22 protein-coding genes and 1 tRNA gene are annotated in these 25,930 nt (G+C 39.9%); 15 read left to right on the top strand and 8 right to left on the bottom strand.

The features are described from left to right. The first annotated feature begins 40 nt into the window (after window positions 1-40). The gene (locus FTT85_RS13895) at window positions 41-970 is read left to right on the top strand and encodes a LysR family transcriptional regulator (protein WP_180183794.1); all 930 of its coding nucleotides are present in this window, start codon (window positions 41-43) and stop codon (window positions 968-970) included. 68 nt (window positions 971-1,038) lie between these two features. Here the strand turns inward: FTT85_RS13895 and FTT85_RS13890 are convergent, their stop codons facing one another. Beyond that, window positions 1,039-2,250, bottom strand: a complete 1,212-nt coding sequence (locus FTT85_RS13890) for an aspartate aminotransferase family protein (RefSeq protein WP_180183793.1) — start codon at window positions 2,248-2,250, stop codon at window positions 1,039-1,041. 198 nt (window positions 2,251-2,448) lie between these two features. Here FTT85_RS13890 and grxD point away from each other — a divergent pair, with 198 nt between their 5' ends. Further along, the gene (gene grxD, locus FTT85_RS13885; protein WP_067762767.1) at window positions 2,449-2,790 is read left to right on the top strand and encodes a Grx4 family monothiol glutaredoxin; all 342 of its coding nucleotides are present in this window, start codon (window positions 2,449-2,451) and stop codon (window positions 2,788-2,790) included. A gap of 182 nt (window positions 2,791-2,972) precedes the next feature. On the opposite strand, the gene FTT85_RS13880 is transcribed toward grxD, so the two are convergent. Beyond that, window positions 2,973-5,621, bottom strand: coding sequence for a Lon protease family protein (locus tag FTT85_RS13880; protein ID WP_373886894.1), 2,649 nt, complete (start codon window positions 5,619-5,621; stop codon window positions 2,973-2,975). Window positions 5,622-5,826: 205 nt separating this feature from the next. Between FTT85_RS13880 and FTT85_RS13875 the strand changes: the two genes are divergently transcribed. The 5 genes from FTT85_RS13875 to rpmE all read left to right on the top strand — a co-directional run bounded on the left by FTT85_RS13875 (window position 5,827) and on the right by rpmE (window position 10,733). Continuing rightward, on the top strand, window positions 5,827-7,971 hold the full coding sequence (locus tag FTT85_RS13875; protein ID WP_180183791.1) for an MFS transporter: 2,145 nt from the start codon (window positions 5,827-5,829) through the stop codon (window positions 7,969-7,971). A 197-nt stretch (window positions 7,972-8,168) separates the two neighbouring features. Further along, a complete protein-coding gene (gloA, locus tag FTT85_RS13870; RefSeq protein WP_078191833.1) occupies window positions 8,169-8,570 on the top strand; it encodes a lactoylglutathione lyase in 402 nt (133 codons plus the stop codon). Between the two features lie 220 nt (window positions 8,571-8,790). Continuing rightward, a complete protein-coding gene (locus FTT85_RS13865) occupies window positions 8,791-9,765 on the top strand; it encodes a bile acid:sodium symporter family protein (protein WP_180183790.1) in 975 nt (324 codons plus the stop codon). A gap of 55 nt (window positions 9,766-9,820) precedes the next feature. Further along, the gene (locus FTT85_RS13860; protein ID WP_180183789.1) at window positions 9,821-10,291 is read left to right on the top strand and encodes a hypothetical protein; all 471 of its coding nucleotides are present in this window, start codon (window positions 9,821-9,823) and stop codon (window positions 10,289-10,291) included. 217 nt (window positions 10,292-10,508) lie between these two features. Next, entirely contained in the window at window positions 10,509-10,733 is a 225-nt protein-coding gene (gene rpmE, locus FTT85_RS13855) for a 50S ribosomal protein L31 (RefSeq protein WP_078190165.1), read from the top strand. Between the two features lie 84 nt (window positions 10,734-10,817). Here rpmE and FTT85_RS13850 read toward each other — a convergent pair whose 3' ends face one another. The 3 genes from FTT85_RS13850 to epmB are packed head-to-tail and all read right to left on the bottom strand — an operon-like array spanning window position 10,818 to window position 15,705. Beyond that, window positions 10,818-12,947, bottom strand: coding sequence for an EAL domain-containing protein (locus FTT85_RS13850; protein ID WP_180183788.1), 2,130 nt, complete (start codon window positions 12,945-12,947; stop codon window positions 10,818-10,820). After that, window positions 12,929-14,674 (bottom strand): GTPase, encoded by a 1,746-nt coding sequence (locus FTT85_RS13845; RefSeq protein ID WP_180183787.1) that lies wholly within the window; start codon window positions 14,672-14,674, stop codon window positions 12,929-12,931. The genes FTT85_RS13850 and FTT85_RS13845 overlap by 19 nt, the downstream gene beginning before the upstream one ends. Window positions 14,675-14,688: 14 nt before the next feature. Then, complete coding sequence (gene epmB, locus FTT85_RS13840; RefSeq protein WP_180183786.1) at window positions 14,689-15,705, bottom strand: EF-P beta-lysylation protein EpmB; 1,017 nt, start codon at window positions 15,703-15,705, stop codon at window positions 14,689-14,691. A 388-nt stretch (window positions 15,706-16,093) separates the two neighbouring features. Between epmB and efp the strand changes: the two genes are divergently transcribed. The 8 genes from efp (at window position 16,094) to FTT85_RS13800 (ending at window position 24,736) form a co-directional block, all read left to right on the top strand. Continuing rightward, entirely contained in the window at window positions 16,094-16,663 is a 570-nt protein-coding gene (gene efp, locus FTT85_RS13835; RefSeq protein WP_067762759.1) for an elongation factor P, read from the top strand. A 193-nt stretch (window positions 16,664-16,856) separates the two neighbouring features. Continuing rightward, window positions 16,857-18,959 (top strand): carbon starvation CstA family protein, encoded by a 2,103-nt coding sequence (locus FTT85_RS13830; RefSeq protein ID WP_180183785.1) that lies wholly within the window; start codon window positions 16,857-16,859, stop codon window positions 18,957-18,959. 13 nt (window positions 18,960-18,972) lie between these two features. Further along, the gene (locus tag FTT85_RS13825; protein WP_078190160.1) at window positions 18,973-19,275 is read left to right on the top strand and encodes a YbdD/YjiX family protein; all 303 of its coding nucleotides are present in this window, start codon (window positions 18,973-18,975) and stop codon (window positions 19,273-19,275) included. Window positions 19,276-19,503: 228 nt separating this feature from the next. Beyond that, window positions 19,504-20,460 carry a MoxR family ATPase gene (locus FTT85_RS13820; RefSeq protein ID WP_180004888.1) on the top strand — a complete coding sequence of 319 codons (957 nt, stop codon included), beginning with the start codon at window positions 19,504-19,506 and terminating at the stop codon, window positions 20,458-20,460. A 12-nt stretch (window positions 20,461-20,472) separates the two neighbouring features. Then, a complete protein-coding gene (locus FTT85_RS13815) occupies window positions 20,473-21,378 on the top strand; it encodes a DUF58 domain-containing protein (RefSeq protein WP_180183784.1) in 906 nt (301 codons plus the stop codon). Between the two features lie 3 nt (window positions 21,379-21,381). Then, window positions 21,382-23,394, top strand: a complete 2,013-nt coding sequence (locus FTT85_RS13810) for a DUF3488 and transglutaminase-like domain-containing protein (protein ID WP_180183783.1) — start codon at window positions 21,382-21,384, stop codon at window positions 23,392-23,394. Between the two features lie 31 nt (window positions 23,395-23,425). Continuing rightward, window positions 23,426-23,502 (top strand) — tRNA-Val (locus tag FTT85_RS13805). 220 nt (window positions 23,503-23,722) lie between these two features. Then, window positions 23,723-24,736, top strand: coding sequence for a site-specific integrase (locus FTT85_RS13800; protein ID WP_180183782.1), 1,014 nt, complete (start codon window positions 23,723-23,725; stop codon window positions 24,734-24,736). A 3-nt stretch (window positions 24,737-24,739) separates the two neighbouring features. Here the strand turns inward: FTT85_RS13800 and FTT85_RS13795 are convergent, their stop codons facing one another. The 3 genes from FTT85_RS13795 to FTT85_RS18765 all read right to left on the bottom strand — a co-directional run. Beyond that, window positions 24,740-25,027, bottom strand: a complete 288-nt coding sequence (locus FTT85_RS13795) for a DNA-binding protein (RefSeq protein WP_178962125.1) — start codon at window positions 25,025-25,027, stop codon at window positions 24,740-24,742. After that, on the bottom strand, window positions 25,024-25,434 hold the full coding sequence (locus tag FTT85_RS13790) for a hypothetical protein (RefSeq protein ID WP_180183781.1): 411 nt from the start codon (window positions 25,432-25,434) through the stop codon (window positions 25,024-25,026). The genes FTT85_RS13795 and FTT85_RS13790 overlap by 4 nt, the downstream gene beginning before the upstream one ends. Next, a partial coding sequence (locus FTT85_RS18765; protein WP_257232167.1) for a hypothetical protein occupies window positions 25,431-25,930 on the bottom strand: 500 nt, incomplete at its 5' end. The genes FTT85_RS18765 and FTT85_RS13790, both read right to left, overlap by 4 nt.

Here is a 25,930-nt window from a genome sequence, read left to right as displayed (position 1 = left end):
TCGAAAGATGAAGCTTCTCATAAGTTTATGAGGGAAATTTATGTTAGATCAACTTCGAGCAATGGGTGTCTTTGCTTGCGTTGTGGAAAAAAATTCGTTTAGCGGTGCTGCTCGTGAGTTAGGTATTACCACGAGTGCCGTGAGTCAGCAAATCCGCTCACTAGAGCAGGATATGGAAGTCATTCTTTTACATCGTTCAACACGTAAGTTAAGTTTGACAGAAGCTGGACAAGCTTTTTTTCATAGTTGCCAAGAGATGCTATCGGCCGCAGAGCGCGGCAAAATTCGTATCAATGAACTTCGTGACGACTTAGTCGGTGAATTACGTATTGCATCAACACCAGAAATTTGTGCGAATCATGTGATTCCTGCATTGTCACATTGGATGTCGGCACATCGTGGTTTATCAGTTCATTTAGAAGCAGATAATCAATATATCGACTTAATTGATGGACGCATTGATATTGCGCTACGCATGAGTTCAAAAATTGATGATCAACAGTTTCATGTGGTGCCATTGGCACATGTTGAACAAGTTCTCGTTGCTGCACCAAGCTATATCAACCAAACCAGTTTAATTACACGACCAGAAGATTTACAAAATCATGATATGGTTCAAATAAATTTGGTTAAAAACTTTCAGCATTTTGCATTTGAAAATGCAGTGACGAAAGAGCAGGTTGCATTGGATGTGCATTCCCGATTTACAACAAATAATGTATTTGCTGCAAAAGCAATCTGCCAACAAGGACATGGCATTGCAAGAATATTATATCTAGATACGCAAAAAGACTTATTAAACGGTTCTCTTGTTGAAGTTTTACCAGAATGGCGCTTACCATCATTCACTCTATATGCTGTGATGTCTAAACGTGATCAACAGCCTACTAAAATTCATCGTTGCCTAGATGCATTAAAATTGTATTTCAGTCAATTACCAGGCGGACGTGTATACCAAGAAGCCTCATAAAAACAAAAAAATTTGAAGAAGATATAAAAAAAGCCGCAATTAGCGGCTTTTTTTACTTTCGGCACATATTACGCTAGAAAGTTTTTCACCATTTTAACAATGCGTTCAATCAAGATATCCGCTTGTTCTTTATTAATGTTTAGCGTAGGCAATAAACGAATCACTGAGCCTGCTGTTACGTTAATAATCAAGTGATGCTCATCACGTGCAATATTCACAAGTTCGCCACATGCTTTTGGTAATTCAATGCCGACCATTAAACCAAAACCACGAACAGTCACATTTTGCTCTGCAAGTTGCTCTGTGAATTGCTCAACAAGGTACGCACCCATATTTGCAGCATTTTCAACAAGGTTTTCTTTTTGAATGGTATCAATCACGGTATAAACCACACGTGAACCTAATGCTGTACCGCTATAAGTTGAACCGTGGTTACCCGCTGTTAAAACGCCTACACCACGACCTTGAGTCATGACTGCGCCGATAGGGAAGCCATTGCCTAGACCTTTTGCTGTAGTTAGCACGTCAGGAATAATATTGGTGTGTTGATATGCAAAGTATTTACCAGTACGGCCGTTACCTGTTTGCACTTCATCAAGCATCATTAACCAGTTGTGTTGGTTACAGATACGACGAATATCTTCTAAATAGCTAAAACCTTGAGGAGCAGTGTTGACGCCACCTTCGCCTTGGATCGGCTCAACCAAAATCGCTACGATGTCTGGGTGATGAATCGCCGCTTCTTCAATGGCTTCAATATCACCGAAAGGCACACGAATGAAACCTTCAACCAGTGGGCCAAAACCTTCCTGAACTTTTTTGTTACCTGTTGCAGATAATGTCGCCATGGTACGACCATGGAATGAATGATCAGCAACAATAATTTTAGGGCTTGCAACACCTTGCATATGACCAAATTTACGTGCAATTTTGATTGCACCTTCATTTGATTCTGCACCACTATTTGAGAAGAAAACTTCTTCCATACCCGCAACTTCAGCTAATTTTTGCGCAGCAGCCGTTTGCCAAGGCACTTCAAATAAGTTACTGGTATGAATGAGGGTCGCTGCCTGTTCAGCAATTGCAGCTGTAATTGCAGGATGTGAGTGACCTAAACCACAAACAGCTATCCCTGTCAGTGCGTCTAAGTATTCTGTGCCATCTGCGGTATACAGGTGAGCACCTTGACCTCGGACAAAGCTGATCGGTTGGCGGCCAAATACTGGCATCAAGTGCGATGGTTGATCAGTTTGTACTGGGGCAAGGGTAATGTTATTCATGACTAACTCTAATTTGTCAGGTGATTGAAATAATATAGAGGAGACGCCATATATATATGAGCATCAAGAGGTCTATATAAGCAAAATATGACTCACTTGAAAAGCTGAAATGTAAATAAAACGTGAAATATTGCTTTAGTCATATTGTTTTACTCAGTTTTGGGTATAATGCGAAGCAGATTTATTGAGGATATATCAATGACTGAACAAGCACGCGATACAGAAGCGTTAATTCGTGACCAAATTGCTAAACACGCAGTTCTACTTTACATGAAAGGCACTCCACAGTTTCCACAGTGTGGTTTCTCTGCGCGTGCAGTAGAAGCGCTCAGTCAAATTGGTCGTCCATTTGCTTATGTAAATATTCTTGAAAATCAAGATATTCGCGCAACTCTTCCACAAATTGCAAACTGGCCGACTTTCCCACAATTATGGATCAATGGTGAATTGATCGGTGGTAGTGACATTATGCTTGATATGTTCCAAAAAGGTGAATTACAACCTTTAGTTGAACAATATAGCCCAGCTCCGGAAGCTTAATTGGATATGTATTTGATGATTTTAATCATTGGATACAGATAAAAAATAGCGCCTTTAAGGCGCTTTTTTTATGACTTAATTATCTAAAAAGTTTGGGGTTATGCGTTTTTCCACCATTTCAAAGGCATTTAAAGTGCAATGAATGGTGGAAAAATCAACAAATGAGTAATCTAATCGAAGATTTATGACGGATTGTCTTCAGTCGGACTTTCTTCAACAAGTTGCTCGTTTTCAGCAGTCCCATTTTTAGCAGTATTGGCTTGAGCTTCAGACTTCTTTGCCTTTTTATCTTTGTCCTTTTTAGACTTCTTCTTTTTTTTCTTTTTCTTTGGCTCTTCTTCCTCAAACTCAGCACCATCTTCAATCGCTTGCCAGTATTCAAGTTGCTCCATGACAGCAGCGTAGATTGAGCCTTTGCTATAACGACCTTTTTTATCAAGAGTGCCTACTGGACGCGCCATCAAAATTTCTAATGCTTGATCAATGGTATCTATGGCGTGAATATGGAATTGACCTCGTTGCACAGCTTCAATCACATCTTTGCGTAACATCAAGTGCTGCATATTTTGGCGTGGAATAATCACACCTTGCTTGCCTGTTAGCCCTTGTAATTTACATGCATCATAGAAGCCTTCAATCTTGGCATTTACACCACCAATCGGTTGAACTTGACCCAATTGGTTCATTGAACCGGTAATCGCCCAAGATTGATCGATCGGTAATTGGCTAATAGCGGAAATCAGTGCTGAGAGCTCTGCAACAGTTGCGCTGTCGCCATCCACTTGACCATAGCTTTGCTCAAAGGCGAGGGCAGCAGAGAAATGTAAAATTTGTTCACGACCAAAGTGTGCCTTTAAGAAACTCGACATCAATAGGACGCCTTTGGCATGCAGAGAACCACCGAGTTCTACGCTACGTTCGATATCTAAAATATCGCCACCGCCTTGATAAACCGAAGCTGTTAAACGTGACGGTAAACCAAATTCAACATCTGCATATTGAATCACAGAGAGGGCGTTGATCTGCCCGAATCGATGACCTTTGGTTTCAATTAATTGTGTGCCGCGACTGAGATCTTGCCAATACAATTCACGTAAGTAGCCTAGACGGTATTTACGATGATCAAGAGCGGTGTTGATATGTGTTTCTGTCACCATTTTATCGCCAGCGAGGGCTGCATGATGATGTGCTTCACGAATCAAATCACCTAAGGTGAGGGCATGTAATGACAAAGAGCTTTGATCTTCAGCTTGACGACTTGAATCAGTTAACAGTGCAGCAAGTGCCGTACGGTCAAACGGCAGAAGTTTGTCAGTTTGCACATAGTCAGCAATCAGCTGCATATATGCCTGCTCATTAATGTCATTACGTTGTAATGTATCGGTGAAATCGGCACGAATTTTAAAGACACTGCCCAGCTCAGGTTCGAGTTCTAAAATATCGTAATAAATATCAGGTTCAGCAAGCAGGATCACTTTGATATTTAAATCAATAGCTTCTGGTTCAATCGAAATACTACCAGTTAGTGTAAGCATATGCTCAAGTGAAGACAGCTTTAAATGTCCTGATTTTAATGCACGTTTTAGACCTTGCCATGCATAAGGCTGCTCTAAAAGTTGTTCAGCTTCCAAAATAAGGAAACCACCATTAGCCTTATGCAACGCACCGGGGCGGATTAAGGTAAAGTCTGTAGTAATGGTGCCATTTTGGGTCAGTTGTTCGACATGACCTAGCAAATTGTAATGGGTTGGGAAATCTTCAAAAATAACGGGCGCACCAGCATTAGGTTTATGTGTGGCAATGATGTTTGCTTGGTAGCGAGATGGCACGCGGTTAAATTGGCCGGGTGTAAAGTCATCTTCTTCTTGCTCAAGTACAAACTCAACATTTTGAATAATGTCATCTGCATATTGCTTCAGATAATCTTCTAAGCCTTCAACCATGCTGAATTTATTTTGAATCACATCAATACGCGGCATGACGACTTGTTTAGCAATTTCACGGTTCAAAACTTGAACTTTATCGCGAGCATCATCTTCAAGATCACCAAGATGCAGACCAAGACGTTCGAGTTTTTTATCCATATAACGGACGTTTGACGCAATTTCAGCTCGTTGTTTACTGCTTAATGCATTGATATCTTCTTTCGACATTTCTTGGTATTTGTTATCAACCAAATGAACAGGAACGAAGCAATGATCATCATCCTGAGAAATCAGTTTAAGATCAAGTTCTTCACCTTCACGGGTTAATTCAACTAAGGCAAGATGTTGTTCATCACCAGCATGTTGGCGAATCATTTCAATGCGATTGTGATAGGTTTCTGCGGTAAAGCGACGTTCAAGTTGTTTTAATGTGGTTTGCCAACTTTGATGTAATAACGCTTGGAACTTTGTCGCTTGACCAGAAGGAAGTTTCAGCGCAATCGGTTCGCGCGGAAACTTAAAATTATTGACATACACCCAGTCTGAAGGCGTGGGCATATTTTTAGCGTGCTGTTGCAATAAGCGCTTAATCATGGTGCGCTTACCTAAGCCTGCCGTACCTACAGCAAAAATGTTATAGCCTGAGTAGGGTAAGGCAATGCCAGCCTCGACCGAAGCTCGGGCACGATCTTGTCCTAAAAAGTCATTGAGTGGTTTGATCCGCTTGGTAGACGTTGGTATTTTTTTGAGTTCAGGTGTATGCGTCAGCTGAAGTGGCTGCAACTGAGTTTTAGTTAAAGTATTCTGTATTTCGGGTTGATCAAAAGCGCTCTTTAGTGTCGTTACTGTTTCTGCTAAGTTTTTTGTGTTGGTTTCATTAATGGTGGTTGATAAAGAAGAGTGAATTTGTTCAAGTCGCTGGGTCACTGTTGAATCCAAAAAACTAAAGAATAGAGATATGTAATTAAGGTATACAGGTTTAATGCCAAAGATCAAGCAACAGCATGCGAAATATCGATAAAATAAAACAATGATTTCATAAATGTTGTTGAAACCGTTGTCATTAAGCGCTTGAATAGCAATATTCGATTTTGACAAAAATAACTGAGTCATGACAACACAAGCTTCAGGATGGAAATCTGCTTTTACTGCATTTTTAGACCGACGTGCGCTGATTATGCTTTTTCTTGGCTTTTCGGCCGGTATCCCAATTTTGCTGATCTTTTCCAGTTTATCGCTTTGGTTGGGTGAAGCAGGAATTGATAAAAGTGCAGTGACTTTTTTTAGTTGGGCAGCGCTTGGCTATTCGTTTAAGTTTGTTTGGGCACCCTTAATTGATGAGTTGCCTGTACCATTTTTAACCAAACAACTCGGACGTCGCCGTGCATGGTTGTTGATCGCTCAGGTTCTCATTATCTGTGCAATTTGTATCATGGCATTTTCAGACCCAGCTTTAGGGCAAAGCTATATTTACCAAATGGCTGCTGGAGCCGTATTACTTGGTTTTTCTGCCGCAACGCAAGACATTGTGATTGATGCGTATCGTATTGAGTTGGCAGAAACTGAAATGCAGACCGTTTTAGCTTCGACCTATAATGCAGGTTATCGTATCGGCATGATCGTGGCAGGTGCAGGGGCGTTATTTTTGGCGGCATATTTAGGCACGGCCAAAGGTAACTATATTTATGAAGCTTGGAAATATACTTACCTTGCAATGGCTGCTGTGATGGTTATCGGTATTATCACAACTTTATCGATACGTGAGCCGCAAGTTGACCGTGTACAAAAGCATTATAAACGGACCGACTATTATCGTTTAGTCGCGGTATTCTTTGCTGCGGTGGTTGCCTTTGTCTTGAGTTATATCTATTCAGGTGTAGCGGTTGAAAGCTTGAAAGAGCAGTGGCAAATTTCAGACTCATTCGCCTTGTTCTGTTTAGAGGCTGTACGCTTTATTGGTTCAGCTGTGGTTGCTTTTGGTGTCGGTTCTGTTTTAGTGAAATCGGGTGCTGTAAATAAGCAGATGGCATTTGAAACTTGGGTTAATCCAGTTGCAGATTTCTTTAAGCGTTATGGTCTAAAACTGGCTTTAGTGTTGTTGTTACTTATTGGTTTTTACCGTATTTCCGATATTATCGCCGGCGTCATTTCTAATGTGTTTTATCAAGATTTAAACTTCACCAAAGAGCAGATTGCCGAAGCTGTAAAAGTCTATGGTGTGATATTTAGCTTGGTTGGTGGCTTCCTTGGCGGTTTGCTAGCGCAGCGCATGAACATTATGAAATTGATGTTTGTTGGTGCGATTTTAGCAAGTTCAACAAACTTGATTTTTATCGGTTTGGTCAAATCAGGTCAGCCATTGAGTGATGTCACTGTCAATGTAGCAGGGCAGCAATATACAGCGACGCCGGATGATACGGGTGCGTGGGCAGTTCAAATTCCAAAAGCAGTCTTGGCTGCAGATCAAAATATTAAAGTCAGTGCGGATTATCAGTCTAAGAATCAACATCCAATACAGGTGAGTTTACCGTATCTGAATAATGCTTTTTCAAACTCAGCAATGATGTTGCTGCCAGTGACTTCAGATAACACGATTTCAGCTCAAGAGACTGCAAATAGTATCGTGGTGCGTGGACAATACTTGGCTGGTGAGTTAAAAGAAAATCAAAAAATTCAAATTATTTTGGATGCTAAACCATTCGACGCAAAGCTTGATAAAACCGGTGTTTTTAGTGCTGCGATTCCAGGGCAAGCGCTTGAAACAGCAAAGCAAAAAACATTAACGGCTCAACTGCTAGAAAATGATGTAGTGAAAAAAAGTGTCGATTTAACTTATCAAGTGAATACATCGGCCAATATGTTAGGTGTACTTGGTGTTGATATTCAACCGATTAATTTGGCAAGTGCTGAACAGGAAGTGGATGTCAAAGGTAAGGTCATTAAGCCTTATAGTTCGCTTTGGTTATATTTCGCGATTATTGTTGATAACTTGGCATCTGGTCTTGCAGGCGCGGCATTTATTGCATTTTTATCGAGCTTAACCAGTGTTTCTTTCACAGCTGTTCAATATGCCATCTTTAGTTCATTAATGACCTTAACCCCTAAAATTTTAGGCGGTTACTCTGGTACGATTGTGACCAATATCGGCTATCCAAACTTTTTCTTGATGACAACTCTAATTGGTATTCCGATTTTAATTTTAGTGGTTTGGGTCGCCAAACTATTGAGAGAACATGAACAAAAATCCAATTCATAATTTAATTTAACTTGAAAAAGCCTATTCAATCTGAACGGGCTTTTTTAATCTAAGCTTATAAATAGCCTAAGCATATCTGCGGTTTTGGACAAGGATATTTGAAATAAGCAGGTATATGCGTTCTAGACTTAAATTGAACTTTGCATGTTAAATCCCTATAGTATTCAAACATAATGATAGATTTAGGAAACTCGATTATGCGCATGCTGCATACCATGTTACGTGTAGGCAATTTAGAGCGTTCATTGGCGTTCTATACTGAAGTACTCGGTATGACTTTGCTTCGTAAGCGTGATTATGAAGAAGGTCGTTTTACTTTGGCATTTGTGGGCTATGGTGATGAAGAAAATCATACTGTACTTGAGTTAACGCATAACTGGGATACGGAGAGTTATGAATTGGGTAACGCTTATGGCCATATTGCTATTGCAGTAGATGATGCCTACAAGGCTTGTGAAGAAATTAAAGCACGTGGCGGAAACGTGGTACGTGAAGCAGGACCAATGAAAGGTGGTGTGACCGTCATTGCCTTTGTTGAAGATCCCGATGGCTATAAAATTGAGTTGATCCAACAAGACTCAAATGCACGAAATAATTAATCTGCAATTATTCATTTAAAGTCATCTGTATTGCTGAATATTCTTATTTCAATATTATTGAGTTGAGCTCACTATCAACATTTAAAATAATGAATATATCTGAGAAACGCTGGCTTTATTTACATGGCCCAGTAAGATGAAATTTACTCAATGGTAAATTTAGCTTATTGGGCATTTTTTTGCCGATGAGTTTAAAGGAAAATTTGTACAGGATGTTGTTATGCTGAAAATGTTGGCTTTGGATCGTTTTACCATTCTACTTTTTGTAATGGTCATACTTGCGACTTTTTTGCCTGTCAGTGGACAAGCTGCAGAAATCTTTGGCTATATAACCACGGCTGCAATTGCCATTTTATTTTTTCTCCATGGTGCAAAGTTGTCTCGTGAGGCTGTGGTTGAAGGCATTATGCATTGGAAGTTACATGCTTTAGTTTTTGCTTTTACCTTTGCATTATTTCCATTACTGGGTTTAATGGCGAAACCGATACTCGTGCCGATGTTAGGGCAAGAGTTGTATTGGGGCTTTTTGTTTATGTGCTTTTTACCTTCGACAGTACAGTCTTCTATTGCATTTACTTCGGTAGCGCAGGGTAATGTTGCTGGCGCAGTCTGTAGTGCATCATTTTCAAATATTATTGGGATGTTTATTACCCCAGTGATGGTGGCCTATTTTATTCTCGGCCAGTCACAACATAACTACGATCCGACAGCATCTATTATTCAAATTACCCTGTTATTACTCATTCCCTTCATTTTAGGGCAGCTCCTCCGTCCTTGGGTGTTTCCTTATATGAAGAAAATGCCAAAAATCGTGAAGGTATTTGATCAGGGCTCAATTTTGATGGTGGTCTATGGTGCATTCAGTAGTGCAGTGGTGGCAGGGCTATGGCATCAAGTGAGTGGTATGACCTTATTCCTATTGATTGTGGTGTGCTCTGTCTTATTAACGATCATTATGTTATTGGCGCTATATGTACCACGTTGGTTGGGCTTTAGCCGAGCTGATCAAAAGACGATTTTCTTTTGTGGCTCTAAAAAAACCTTGGCGAGTGGTGTGCCCATGGCACAAATTTTATTTATTGGGCAGCCGATGGGGATGATTGTTTTACCGATTATGATCTTTCACCAAATCCAGTTGATGGTCTGTGGTGTGATTGCCAACCTTTGGGCAAAACAAAGCCGTGGGCAAGAGTAAGGATGAGATGTATACGTCCTTTTAAAATACCTTATATAGATGAAAAGAAAAAATCATGAAAATTAAAACAGGGCTCTTCATTTTATTCTTGGGTATGAACACAGTCGTTCATGCTCAAGAGGATTTATCTCTAAATAGTTACCGTGATGTCATTGAAAAAATGCCACTTATCAGCCTGCAGCCCATGTTGGATTTTTGTCGTGATCGACAACCACAGATGAATATGGAATTAGATCAGGCTTATCAAGCTGCAAAGCTTAAATTAATTGCTGCGGTTCAGGCTGTCCGTTTTAATGGTGTAGAGCCATTAAAAGCAAAAGATGTTGATCAGCCAGTCGATGCACAATTTAAACAGCAGCTTCAAAGTATGTTAGAGGGCATGAGCAGATCATTACAGTCAGTAAATGCTACGACGTTTTGTCCTGCATTTATTGAAAAATTAGACCATTTTGATCAAGCCCAATTTCAGCGTACAGTCGAATTACAATATCAGAAATATTTAGAGCAAGCTCAACCTAAAGAGTAGAGCGATTCAGCCTTGAATATCTATTTATTAACAATAAAAAATCAGCTATAATTTGCCCCAACTTGTTGTGCTTAGCTCTGACGGTATCCGTCTCGGTGGGCCAAAAGAATGGTCTGTTATGGTGTTGGTCTGCTTTTTTAAGCCTTCCTTGTAGTGATGCAAGAGTGATCAATTGCGATGACAGCTAAACCTTCTTAAATCTTAGGAGTAATCGACGATGCGCGCCGATATTCACCCAAAATATGAAACTTTAGTTGCTACATGTTCATGCGGTAACGTAATTGAAACTCGTTCAGCTCTTGGTAAAGAAACTATTTACCTAGACGTATGTTCTGCTTGCCACCCATTCTACACTGGTAAACAGAAAAGCGTTGACACTGGCGGTCGTATCGACAAATTCAAACAACGTTTTGCTGGTATGTCACGTTCTATCAAACGTTAATATCCAAAACGAAAAAACGGGCTTTATGCCCGTTTTTTTTGTGCCGATAAAAAGATAAACCTTAAATCGGCAATGTTCAGAACCTTATTGGTCCTGAACATCGATGAGATGATCGAGTTTCTTTTGGAAATAATCACCTTGAATAAAACGAGCTTCTACATTCCAAGCATTGGCAAACAGTGTCATGTCATTTAATTCACGTAGCATGATTTCAACAGTTTTGATTTCATGATAAGTGGTAATTTTTTCTTGCAGCTCTTGGCATGACTTGTCGTTTGCAAGCATTTGGGTCAAGCTTGAATCTAGTGTTAAGCAGTGAACATCCATTTGACGTAATAATGATTCACTAAACATCGAATGACCAAAATTGCGTAAAGCCAGTTCAGCACCATTTTTACGAAGTTCAACAAATGCTTTTTGAGCGGCATCGATATTGAGCTGAATGTCTTCTTCTGCAAATTGTAAAATTAACGGATTTTTCAATTTACTACGAATAATCGTAATCAGTTTCGAAATAAACTCAGGGAAGGTGCGGTCGCTATATAGCACTTCTTTGTTCAGGTTAACGATTAATTTAGCTTCAGGGAACTGAGTGATGAAGTTGTGTAGCTGTTTACACGATTCAACCAAGATCCAACGATCCAACTTAATGGATAGCTCTGAGTCTTCAGCTAACTCACGCAGTTGGGCGATATCTTTCCATTTATTTTCAAAAATAAAGCCGCTGGTTACTTCATAAGTATAAAGATGAGAATCTTCTTTATCATACAGTTGTTGATATTTAAGATAAATTTCACCGCGTTCTAAGCAGTTGCGAAGGGCCTTAATAACAGGAGCTTCATCACTAACGACAATCGGTGCAATTTGCGCTTCTGGTGTACCAAAATCCAAACTTGGAATATCAATTTCTAATGGAATCGTTAAATCGATTTCAGGCGCTTGTTGGTTGGTAGGTAGCGCAGTATTAAAGGCTTTTGCAACAAAGGTTTCAAAATGTGCTTCATCACGAATATCGCTGTCTAAAACACTGTATCCCATGCGTAAATTTAATGGATAAGTTTCATTATTTACACTGAGTAATTGAGGTTTGCTCAAGGTGTTAAGACCAATCAATTTAGACTCAAGTTTGAGCTGATTATCTGCTTGGAATAAGGCAACCATTGCACCATTGTCTAAACTAAATAATGGAGCATGAGTCTGATCTTTCAAGAAGTCTTTAATATTGGTGAAATAGCTCTTATAGGTATTCCAATCTTTTTGAAAAATCGCATCTGAGCAAGAAGCCAACGTAAATAGAACTAATGCATTTACATTGGCAGGTTGTTGGCCGATGGTACGGTTGAGTTGTTGAAAAGCTTTTGGTTTTTGTGGGCTGGATTCAACTGGCGCGGTGCTTACAGCATTGCTGCTTTGACTGCCAATTTCAATTGCGAGCTGTAAAGCATCTTCTTCAGCCGCAGCAATAAATTCGAGTTTTAGTGGGTTTTGCCCAGCCACAGCGATATTTTGCGAATCAAGATCAAAACGTCCTAAGTCGAGCTGTCCTTGACTGATTTTTTTAAAACGTTGTTTAAAGTCATTGAGGTCAGAAGGTTGTAATAGATCGAGCAGGGGCAGACCGATTACATCGTCTTCATTTTTTAGACCAAACAAAGTGAGATATTCAGCATTGGCTTGAATGTGAATGCCTTCTTGAATCACGGCAACCGCTTTACGACTATCTTCAACTAAAGACTGGGTTTGGATTTGAGCTGTTTCGAGCTCTTCCATTAAATGTTGCTGCGATTGTTGTAGGCGACTAAAGGATAAAGCACGGATTAAACCAAAATAGAAACTCTCAGGTTCAGCAATATCGACAATGTCATAAATCCCTTTTTTGACTAAACTTGCATATTGTTCTGCTTGATAGTCTTCGGGTTTAAGTAAAATAATCGGTAAATTCGGTTGGCTCGATAGTTGAACTAAACTTAAAGCTTGTTCATATTTTAAATCATAAGCACGTCCAAAAATGATCAAGTCCCAATTGAGATTCAGCTGTTTTTCGAAATTTTGTAAATCATCAAGTAATATGGCATGAACTTGATGTTCGCTGTCTGTCAATAAATCACGTATCTGGTTAAAACGTATTTGATTATCATCAATAATGAGTAATCGAGTTTCCGTACGTTTTAGTTTTTTGGATAGTAATGGATTTCTCACTTTAATGCTTCCCATAAGTCGTTATTTTTGATCTCATTGCTCTGTTTCGCAATAAAGTCTTTAACGACATTTTCTTGCTCTTCATTCAATAATTCATATTCAAAGCGAATAAAGCTTTGCGTCACCAACTGCGCTTTGGTGAGATAGACTTTGATGTCTTCTTTGCCTAAGCGAAGGTGGATCGTTTGTTTCTCTCGGAAGAGATTTGCCCCAGGTAAAATTAAGGTCGTAGACACTTGATCAAGTTGTGTGGTCTGTACCAATAAAGCAGGTTGATGATTTGTTGTATTGCGGTCGGTACGGATATGGGCTGAACATGGATACAAATCTTGAGCCAGTACTTCGAGACCCAATTCCAAACTTTTTTCAGTCGATTGTTTGATCCAACGAACAACACCGCCACGCCATTGGCTTTGAGCATTTTCTTGGATCAAAATAAATTCGCCGGTTTTTAAATTAGCAGGGGTAGGGCCAGTCCATTTAATGCGATAACCATTCACACTAATATCTAATACGTCAGCGGTATGAATCTGTTTTGCTTCACGATCTAGCGCTTTCGCATTAGTCATTCCTGTTGGCATATTTGAATCATGCGAATTGACAAAAGAGGCTTCATTGTGGAATTGATAATTGCCTTCCAAATCTAAAGTTTCGTGGAAGTTTTTACCTTTAGAGAGATAGAAATGCGCCACCATTAAGCTAAAGCAAATATTAATTTGCGCAGAATATTCATAACGTTCATGACGACGTTCAGTGTTGTTGGTCAAAATATTATGAATATGGAAATATAGCGCTGGAGTTAAAAATAACTTTTCATTTTTAGATAAATAATTGGCATTTCTAGTTTGCGTTTCGGTCAAATGATCGAGCAAGTTTTGCGTTGAAATGTATACATTGGCTTGATAAGACCGATCTTGTTTTGAGTTATAAATCGGTGGATGATCTTTTTTCGTGTCTACAATATAGCGTGAAAGCGTGGTTTCTTTCGGTAGGATTTGAACCAATTTTGCCCAGTCAAAGCTACATAAATACAAACCTTGGATTTCAGCAGGGCGAATCTGATGATTATTGAAAATATCTAATAAGATTAATTGTGCATAAGCTTGAGCAATATTTGCAATTTGATGTTGAGTACCCAGTAACTGATTGACATTACTTTGATAGAAATTGTGTTCAATGGCACATTCAATCAGTTGATGTGCTGCAATCCATTGTCCCGTAGTCGGGGTGGCATACAACATGTGTTGTTGATACAACAACAATGTTAGTTGTTGCAACGCATAGTAAATCGACGCAATTCGAGCAGTTTGTAAGCTTTTTTTATGGCCGAATGAAAAAATCGAAAACTTTTGTTGATTGAGCTGCTGATTACATCGTTTGGCAATATCAATATAGATTTTGGCAAAGTGGCTACGTAATAACATGGCCAATTCAATGATTTGGTCATTACGATCCGTGGTAATGAGGCTCTGATTGGTAAAGTGCTTTTCTAAACTGGTAAGCACACTTTCCAAAGTTGGATGAACAATCTGAACCAAATCAAAACGTAGCATTTCTTGGCACTTGAGCTCAGAAATTTCTAGCAACGCATTAAACAGTGCTTTAGATGAAGTACCTAATTGTAAAATTGAAATGCCATTTAACCACTCTTGTAGTCCTTTGGCATTGGTAGGACAAAAGCTCAGTTTATCCAGCTTTAATTCAGTCGGATGTTGAAACGTATCTGAAGTATGCGTGGTCATCTTTATTATTTAACTCAAAAAGTTGAAGCCCCAAAAAGCGGTGTCTTGTTTTTCTCGCCCGCGATTTCCCGTACAAGTTTAGGAACCAAGTAACCCGGTAGATTCTCTAAAACTTCTTTATAAATTAAATCTATGTTCTGCGCCGGTGTATCAAAATGTGAAGCACCTTTGACTTTATCTAGAACATGTAAGTAATAAGGCATCACGCCTGCATCGAATAAGCGGTAACTTAGTTCGACCAATACATCAGCTGAATCATTGACCCCTTTCAATAAAACGGCTTGGTTAAGCACGGTGATTCCTTGTTTGACAAGCTGTTGAAGCTGGCTGCACGTAAAATCATCAAGCTCAGATGCATGATTTGAGTGTACCACTAGAATAATGCGTAGCCTACTGTTTTTTAAAATAGAAACCAGCTCTTCATCGACACGGTTGGGGATTACGATAGGAACTCGTGAATGAATTCTCAAAAATTTAATTTGTGGCAAAGTCGATAAACGTTCAATCCACACTTGAAGTTTACGATTTGATAGTGTGAGCGGGTCTCCACCACTTAAAATCACTTCATTAATATCGGGTTGTTGTTTGATATATTGTTTAATGTTTGTCCAATCGTCATTTTTAGGCAGGTTTTCTTGGTAGGGAAAATGCCGGCGGAAACAATAACGGCAATGGACCGCGCAGGCACCGGTTAAAGTCAGTAAAAAACGAGACTTGTACTTATGTAATACCCCTGGCTGTTGGTTGGCTTGTTCTTCACCTAATGGGTCGGTAACAAAACCGGCGTGTTCTTCAAGTTCTAAATGATGCGGTAGGACTTGGAGTAAAAGCGGATCGAGCGGATTACCTTTTTGCATTTTTTCGACAAAAGCGCGCGGAACGCGTAGGCGAAACTCATCTGCTGCGAACTGAGCACCCGATAATAACTGATCATGCGAAAGTTCTAATACATCGAGTAATTCTTGAGGATTTGTTATCAAATCACTCAATTGGGTTTGCCAGTTTTGCTCTTGAAATAAATAGTTTATCATGCTGAATGTTTAAAAAATGCAGAAAGGTGAGTGGGGAATATTGCTGAAATTAATGCGTCGAACTTTGAAGTGTAAGCTGAAATAATTCCGATAAAGCTCACAACGGATGAAGCCTACAAAACATTTATTAAGTTTCAGTAAACAGCAATTTTACCTGTTTGTGGGCATTGTATAAACAAAGTTCTTTAATGTCTGAGTGTAAGTTAAGCAGCTTGACCCTTTTAATGGGGATTTTTTCGTTGCGACATGGTGCATTGGTCATTTAGAATACGCAATATCACATTAATGTGCATGTGGCAGCCAATGTTACAGTCAGTACTTGCTAAATGACATGTTACAGCCCATAGCATCTATAGATTAAAGTTAGTAAGTTTGGAGTGAGCCAGTCATGGCCTATTATTCTACGAATGATTTCAAGTCAGGCCTTAAGGTCATGCTTGACGGTAACCCATGTTCAATCATGGAAAACGAATACGTAAAACCAGGTAAAGGCCAAGCTTTTAACCGCGTAAAATTACGTAACCTTAAAACTGGTAAAGTTTTAGAAAAAACTTTCAAATCTGGTGATTCACTAGAAGCTGCTGACATCCAAGAAGTTGAAATGAACTACTTGTATAACGACGGTGAAATGTGGAACTTCATGGATCCAGAATCTTTCGAACAAATCGCTGCTGATAAAGTTGCTATGGGCGACGCGGCTAAATGGTTGAAAGATGACTCAAATGAACTTTGCACAATCATGCTTTGGAACGGTGTTCCTTTAACTGTGAGCGCGCCAAACTTCGTTGTATTAAAAATCGTTGAAACTGATCCAGGTGTACGTGGTGATACTTCAGGCGGTGGCGGTAAGCCGGCTAAGCTTGAAACTGGTGCAGTTGTACGTGTTCCATTATTCGTACAGCAAGAAGAAAGCGTTCGTGTAGACACTCGTACTGGTGACTATTTAGAACGTGCATAATGGTTTAAAAATAGACTATTATCGAAAGGGATGAAGTGATTCATCCCTTTTTTATACCTATTGGTTTAAATTTTTATTCCAAAGTATTAGATGAAAAAACCTATAACAGGAGTAGAGTCTCAAGGGAAGAAACAGCAGTACCTCGAACAAGAAAAATCAAGCTGATTTATTTCAACATTTATGAGGGATTGAGATGGAAACCATTCAACCGAAGTCAGGAATGGCTTCAAAGATTATCTGGCTGTTTGTAGCCATTCTAGGTGCCGTTTCATTCGGCATACTAGCACTCAGTCGAGGCGAGCATGTCAATGCAGTTTGGCTGATCCTTGCAGCAATCTGTGTGTATAGCATTGCATATCGTTTTTATAGTTTATTTATTGCTAATAAAGTCTTTGAACTGAATGAGCGACGTTTAACGCCTGCTCATCGCTTAGCTGACGGTTTGGATTATGTGCCGACCAATAAAAGCGTTCTATTTGGTCACCATTTTGCCGCGATTGCAGGAGCAGGTCCTTTAGTCGGACCGATCCTTGCTGCGCAAATGGGTTATTTGCCGGGAACTATTTGGCTCTTAGTGGGTGTTGTTCTCGCAGGTGCGGTTCAAGACTTTTTAGTCTTATTCATCTCGACGCGTCGTGATGGTCGTTCACTCGGTGAAATGGCAAAACAAGAACTGGGTTCTTTTGCCGGAATCATCGTGATGCTTGGCGCACTAGGTGTGATGATCATCATTCTAGCGGTACTGGCTTTGGTGGTTGTAAAAGCGTTGACCAACAGTCCGTGGGGTGTTTTCAGTATCGCGGCCACTGTACCGATTGCGATTTTCATGGGTATCTACATGCGCTTTATCCGTCCGGGTAAAATTGCAGAAGTGTCGATCATTGGTTTTGTACTGATGATGGCTGGGATTATCTATGGTGGCGACATTGCACAGCATCCATACTGGGGGCCATTCTTTACACTTTCAGGTACTGAACTGACTTGGTGGCTGATCGGTTATGGTTTCGTGGCATCAGTATTACCTGTTTGGTTACTGCTTGCACCACGTGATTACCTATCTACTTTCTTGAAAATTGGTGTTATTGCAGGTTTAGCAATCGGGATCATGTTTGCTTTACCTGAGATGAAAATGCCAGCGGTAACGCATTTTATTGATGGTACAGGTCCTGTATTTGCAGGCTCAATGTTCCCATTCTTGTTTATTACCATTGCCTGTGGTGCAATTTCAGGTTTCCATGCGCTCGTTTCTTCAGGAACGACACCGAAGCTTGTGAATAATGAAAAAGATATTCGCATGATCGGTTATGGCGGCATGTTGATGGAATCTTTTGTTGCGATCATGGCTTTGGTCTGTGCAACGATTCTTGAGCCTGGTGTGTATTTTGCGATTAATGCGCCAGCAGCTGTGATTGGTACAACGGTTGAGTCCGCTGCAGAAGCAGTTCGTACATTAGGCTTCGTGGTAACACCTGAAGCATTGACCTTACTTGCACAAGAAGTGGGTGAAAACTCGATTCTGTCTCGTACAGGGGGGGCGCCAACATTTGCGATTGGTATGGCGCATATCATTACGGAAATTTTTAATAACCGTTCAATGATGGCGTTCTGGTATCACTTTGCGATTTTATTCGAAGCACTCTTTATTTTAACTGCTGTGGATGCAGGTACGCGTGCATGTCGTTTCATGGTGCAAGATACAGTGGGTATCGTGGTTCCTGCGGTTAAAAACTCACATAATTTCTTCGGAAATCTGTTAGGTACAGCGGTAGCTGTTGCAGGTTGGGGCTTCTTCGTTTACCAAGGTGTGGTTGATCCACTCGGCGGTATTAATAGCTTATGGCCGCTATTTGGTATTGGTAACCAAATTCTTGCTGCGATGGCTTTGATCTTGGGTACAGTGATTTTATTCAAGATGAAAAAACAAAAGTATGTTTGGGTGACAATTATCCCAACATTATTCTTGTTTATTACTTCAATGACCGCTGGTTGGCAGAAGATTTTCCACGAAAATCCAAAGATTGGTTTTTTGGCTCAGGCAGATCGTTTTAATGCAGCAATTGCGAAAAATGAATTGTTGGCACCTGCGAAAACCATGGCTGAAATGCATACGGTTGCATTGTCGAATCAAATCAATGCCGGTCTTTGTGCATTCTTTATGATTGTGGCATTTGTGATGTTATTTGCAGCGATTGGTGTGGTGCGTCGTGCTTTGGTAAATCCAAATCCATCGGTGAATGAAGCAGAAGCGATTTACCGTGACCCAGCTGAAATTAATCCGTCGAATTCAGCACATTAATAGGGGAATATGAATGAACCTGAAGTTTGCAAAAAGTGGAAAAACGGTGATTTATAAAATCATTAAAATGACCATTATGTCGCAGAAGGATCTAATTCTGAACCCGAAAAATTGGTCACGTATTGCGACGTTGTGGCAACGTTTACAGCAAAGCTTCCGCCTGATGGTGGGTGTGCCAGATTACCAAAACTATTTGGAACATATGGCAAAACATCATCCTGATTTGGAAGCGATGGATGCAAAAACATTTTATCGTCACTGTGTAGATGCACGTTATCCATCAGCTGGTGGTGACATGAAGAAGTGTCCTTGCTAATGCTTTGACTTGTGCTAAAAATCCAATAAAAAAAGCGTTCTTCGGGACGCTTTTTTTTGCTGAATTGTGATCAGTCGAAGCGAAAACAACGCTTTTGTATACCCAATAAATATCAAGCGTATGTATTTAAAGTATTGAACTGGGTATAGATTGGAGATAAACACTGTATTTTTAAATAAAACCCTGTATGTTAGTCATTCATTTAACTTTTTTATTGGGGAATAAAAGGTGTTTTGGGGATCAGAGAAAAGCCAACAAAATAATACATCAACGCTTTTAAGTGAGCAGAGCCTTGCGCCTTTTTACCCGAAAATAAATACATTCCTCGAACAAATTAACCAAATTATTTTGGATAAAAATCAGCAAACCAAATTGGCTTTAGCTTGTCTATTGGCAGGCGGGCATGTGCTATTTGAAGACTTACCTGGTTTAGGAAAAACGACATTATCTAGCGCCTTGTCACATTTGGCGGGGTTAAAGTTTCAACGGATTCAATTTACCAATGACATGCTGGCCAGCGATGTGATTGGGGTAAATATGTTTAATCAAAAAGAACATCATTTTGAGTTTAAATCTGGGCCGATTTTTACCCAAATTTTATTGGCAGATGAAATCAACCGTTGTAGTCCAAAGACCCAAAGTGCTTTATTGGAAGCGATGGAAGAGGGCTATGTGACGGTCGACGGTGTGCGATATGCTTTGCCTCAACCATTTTGGGTGATTGCGACACAAAACCCTTTATTTCAAAGTGGTACTTATGCCTTACCTGAGTCCCAGTTGGACCGGTTTTTAATGCGTTTGTCTTTAGGTTATCCATCGCGTCAGGCAGAGAAATTATTGCTCCAACAAACTTCACGCCATGATCTGATTGCGGCATTAGCACATATCTTTAATGAAGCAGAAATTTTACAACTACAAGGGTTTGTCGAGCAGATACATCTGAGTGATCGTTTAATGGATTACATTTTGGATCTTGCTGCTGAGACACGTAAGGGGAGACATGGTCTTTCTACTCGTGGTGTTTTAGCCTTAAAGAAAGCTGCGCAAGCCTATGCGCTGATTGAGCAGCGAAATTATGTGAATCCTGACGATGTACAAGCCGTTTTTACAGCTGTGGTATCTCATCGAATTGGGTTGTCAGATCTTGAAGCCTTTAAGCTTTTAGAACAAGTTTCGATCCAATAAAGGAGTTGAACCTTGGCTTCAATGTGGCAGCAATGGATTGAACGTCGATTTAAAATCGATCAGCACAAGCAGCTGACTCAAAAAGATGTCTTGATCTTTATCTATCAGCAAGGCTACTTGTATTTGGTGTTAATTTTCATCACCTTTATTGCAGGTGTGAATTATGCCAATAACTTGATTTTAGGATTTTGCTTTTTAATTAGCGCCGTATTGTGTATTAGTTTCTATATTACTTTTAAACAGCTTCATGCGTTGCAGATTCAAATAAATGTTGTTGATACCCCGCAAGTAGGTGAATTACTTTCGGTCGATATTTACTTTAAGCAAGATGTAGAACAGGCGCGATATTTGTGGATTAAAACTGAAAATCAGCTACATAAATTATTGTTCAATACGCAACAGCACGGCTTTCAATTAAATTTTATAACCAGTCAACGCGGTGTTTTTCAGATTCCCCCTATACAAATTTATAGTGTTTATCCCTTTGGTTTGGTTCGGGCCTGGACGTATTTGTACGTACAGCAACCAGCGTGGGTTGCACCTCAAGCCAGTTTGCATTCCGTTGAAAATAAGCAACAACAGCAAAATTTTGAACCTGATCTTGATGAATTTCGCGAATTACGGAGTTTTCAGACGGGGGATTCACTTCATGCGGTGTCTTGGAAACAAGCAGCACGAGGACAAGGCTTATATGTGAAAGTCTTTGAACAATATGAAGATCTAAAGAAATTGGAGATTCATTATCACTATATGCCAGCTCAAAGTCATGAAGAAAAACTTAGTCTTATGATGGGTTTGGTCGAGCAGGCTGAGCAAAATCACGATCAATATGCACTGTATTTACCTAATGCTGAGTTAGCATCAGGCACTGGAGCACTGCATTTTTCCGAAGCTAAACGGTTATTGGCGCAGGCTTGATTTATGATTGAAAATACCATACGCCGCTCCATACTACTCACTTTAGCTTTGTTGCTCATTGCGCAAATGCTTTATATACCAGTGGTGACATCATTAGTATTTTTAGTCATTTGGCTTTTTTTATTACTCAATACCCGCGCCAGTAAAAAACCATTTTCTAAAATTTTAACCTATGTGCTGACATTGATAGCTTTATTCAGCATTTACATAAGTCATAAAACCTTTATTGGTGTTGATGCAGGGGTTACAGTACTTAGTACATTTTTATTTGCTAAATCTTTAGAAACAAAAACACGTCGTGATGTAATTATTTTATTTAACTTTGCGATGTTTGTGATTGCCAGTAGTTTTTTGTTTAGCCAGTCTTTTGCCATGGCATTGGTTATTTTATTGGCGTTGTTGAGCTGCTTTATTGGATTATATCGTTTACAGACCGTTGGTTTTAGCCAAAACTCAGGCGGTGAAATACAGGCGATTAAACAAGATATTGGGCATGTGGGTAAATTTATTGCCTTAGCTGTTCCATTCTTTATCTTGCTGTTTCTCTTTTTTCCACGCCTGCCGCCGCTATGGCATATTCCTATTCCTGAAAATAAAGCCACAACGGGAATCAGTGACAGCATGTCTCCGGGCGATATTGCTGAGTTATCACAGTCGAGTAGTTTGGCTTTTCGTATAATTGGTGATATTCAAGCCTTGCCAACACGTACAGAGCTGTATTGGCGGGCGATGGCATTAGATGAATATGATGGTTCTAAATGGACTAGTCATTTTTTTAACCAGAACGTTATACAGCTGAATCCAGCTGATTTAAAACCCAAGCGGACATTGAATTATCAATATTTGGCTGCCGACCCAAGTGTGATGTGGATTATGTCGTTGGAGCAATCCGTTCCCAATGAAGCACGTTTTGCATTAGGTCAAGATGGTCGAATTACACCCTACCGATTAACAGCACGTACAGAGCCGATTCAACTGAAATGGTTAGGAAGTGCAGAGCCGCCACAAATAAAAAATGTGGCTTTACTTGAAAAATTAAACACGCGCTATGTTGAAAACTTGGATGTTCAATCACAACGATTGGCCCAAACTTTATGGCAGCGCAGTCATCAAAATCCTGAGCGTTATATTGCAGAAGTTTTGCAATGGTATAAACAAAATCGCTTTGCATATACCTTAAGCCCAGGTGTATTGGGGCAAAATCGTATAGATGATTTTTTATTTGGATCAAGACAGGGCTTTTGCGAACATTTTGCATCGAGTTTTGCAATGTTGATGCGCTATGTGGGGGTTCCATCGCGTATTGTTGTGGGATATCAAGGTGGTCAATTAGCACCAGATGGAAAAAGTTGGGAAGTTCGTCAACTTGATGCACATGCGTGGACAGAGGTTTATGTCAATCAACATTGGCGTCGAATTGATCCTACAGCCATGATCGCACCTCAGCGTATCGATGGTGGGATGCAGGATTATATGGAACAAGATCGGACAATTTTTGGGAGCCAGCAGTCTACTTGGGCCTATCAACAATTTTCGATGTTGAAAAAAGTCCGTGTATGGAGTGATTATGCGAGTTACCAATGGCAAAGCAAAGTGGTGGGCTATAATGCTCAATCTCAACAACAATGGTTTAAAAAGCTCGGTACAAATTCTGCTTATGCAGGTGTTTTAATTCTTATTTTGAGTATTGGTGGCATTGTAGCATTATATTTTATATGGATTTTGCGGAAAAAAAGAAAAAGTTTAAGCCCGCTTGAAAGAGAAATTACCAATTTCGCAAAGAATTTACCCTTGAGCCAGCAAAAATTGACTTCTGAAAGTTTTCGGCATTGGTTACAACGTTTGGCAGAAAATGTACCTGAACATGAAAGGCGTTCATTTGAACAATCCATCAAGTTATTTGAGCAGGAAATTTACGTAGGTACTCCGCTAAGTTCTCAAGATATTCAATGTTTTAAGACTTTGCTTAAAACTTGTACGCAAAGTTTAAAAAACTCAGAAAAGGGCTTGTCATAAAAAATAAAAATGAATATGATGCTTGGACTTCAGGTGTATAGCTCAGTTGGTTAGAGCGCTACGTTGACATCGTAGAGGTCAGCAGTTCGAGTCTGCTTATACCTACCATATATATATCAAAGGTTTGCAAGGAATTTCATGTACTTGCAAGCCTTTTTTATTGCCTTTTGCTTGTTGCCATTGTTGCCATTGTTGCGAAATAGACAACAACTAAAACTCAATTTGTGTCATCATTGTGTCAGGATTTGTGTCAAGAAGCGTGCCTAACCCTGTTTGAAAAAACGTGGCGCTCATTTCTTACATAACTTTACATAAATGGTGAGCAGCAATGAAATTACCAAAACCTAGACAGCGTGGCAGCAGTTGGTCAATCTCAATCATGCTGAATGGTAAGCGTGAATATTGCACTCGCGATACCGAGCAGGAGTGCTTGCATTGGGCAATGGCGAGATTGATTGAAGCCAACTCCACGCCAAAAGAAGAAATTGAAGCGCAGCGTAAAACTGTGACTACGTTTCACGATCTATTCAATCTTTACTACAAAGCACACGGCAAAGACTCTAAATCTAAAAAATATATTCGTGAGCAGCTAGATTCATTTGAGAAGCGATTTGGCTTACTTGGTCGCAAAGACATTACGCAGATCACGCCGCAGGACTTAACGCACTGGCGCAACAAAAGACAATCCGAAGTGTCGGACGGCACAGTATTAAAAGAAATATCTCTCTATAGTTCCGTGTTTACTTTCGCACAAAAGGAATTGTTTATTTTAGACAGTAATCCATTTTTCAGTCTTAAAAAACCACGTAAGCCAAAACCTAGAAACAGGCGTATTTTGCAGTCTGAAATAGATAAAATTCTTGCTGAATTAAAATATGAAGTTGGTAATGTTCCGCGCACCAGTAGCCAATACGTTGCATGGGCATTTCTATTTGCAATTGAAACAGCTATGCGTCGTGGCGAGATATTGTCAATTCGCAGGGCAAATATATTTAAAGACCATATTCACTTGGCTGATACGAAAAATGGTGAAGAAAGGGATGTGCCACTTACTAAGAAAGCTAGAGAGTTAATGGCGCTGATTCAGCATAATGATGACCGCTTAATTCCGCTTACTGAGAATGCATTTAGATTGCAATTTGAGCGAGCAAAGGCAAGGGTAGGTGTTGAAGAAGTCAGATTTCACGACACACGCCATGAAGCGATTACTCGCTTTGTGAATGACCAGAAATTGCCAGTTGAGGTTTTAGCCAAAGTTACTGGCCATAAAACAATTAAAGTTTTGGTGAACACTTACTATAATCCCGACGTCAAGGATATATTGAAAATGCTAGATAGCTAGGCGTTAATTTTTACGCCTAGCTCCACCAGTGGATTTTTTAGCTTTAGGATTTAGGATTTTGTCTGCAATCGCTGCATTGTATAAGCATTTTGTGCTAAATCCTTGATTGTATCCTGCCAGTTTACGTCTAACAGTCTGTGCGCTGATGTTGTATTTAGCTGCAAGTTGTTCAGAACTCAGTAGCACCGTGTCAAGCAACTTCATTTCTTTGACAACGCCACCAAAGACATTTTCACCGACCAAAACCTGTGGCGGCTTATCTGCTTCAATTGTGATTTGAAATGTTTTCATTTCCCACCCCTTACTGCATTCACAGCATCATCAGATAGACCAAATACTTGACGCAAAGCTGCGACTACTTGTTTAACTTCATCTTCGGTGCGCCATACTCCCATATTCATAAAACGCCTATCGGCCTGCTCTGATACATAAACATTGTGACCATATCCAATTACTGTCTGTGTGCTAAAACACCAATAGGTTTCACCTACTTTCGGCTTAAATGGCGCAGACACTTCAATCCCGTTTAGCGTGATTGTTTTTGGTTTGAGGCGGAATCTACCCTTAAAGCAAAGTAATTCACCGACAGTCCATTGCGTTGAGTCGTACCAATTCATATCACCGATTGTTTGAAGCTCAACGCTCTCACCATTCGCCAGTGCAATTAACGCTTCTTTACCACTGATTAGATTAGTCATTGGCTGGCTCCTGTGCTTCGATCAATTCTTTCAATTTCAGCAATTATTAGGGCGGCAGCTCTAACCAAATCTCTTCTTGGGTTCTTAGGTTTCCAAAAATCTAAATCCCAAGGCCACAAATCTGGAACTTCCTCCTCCTGATAAACATCAGGGCCAAAGTTAGAATCAAAAACCCAGCCTCTGCGAACAACATTTTCCGCATAACAAACAGCAGCTCTTAAAAGCTCATTTTGCTCGTACTCGTCATCATTTTCAGTAGAGTAGAATTCTTGATTAATTTGACGTTGGCGCTCATTAATTACATCTTTGATTGCAAAACCTTCCGGCACCGCTTGGGCTTTAGCTTCCTGCTCAATAGCATTTGCGAATTCATAAACATATGCGTTTAAGTCCATGTTTCCACTTGCTTGCAACTTTAAAGAAAAACCGTTTGCCAAAGCCAATTCTTTAATTTTCTGAATATCCATCACACCACCTAAACCTTTAGTTCGCCACG

Origin of the sequence: Acinetobacter sp. YH01020 (assembly GCF_013420275.1) — a bacterium.
GTDB classification, from domain to species: Bacteria; Pseudomonadota; Gammaproteobacteria; order Pseudomonadales; family Moraxellaceae; genus Acinetobacter; species Acinetobacter amyesii.
Note: the sequence above shows the minus strand (reverse complement) of the source record. Positions and strands in the feature narration are given on the sequence as shown.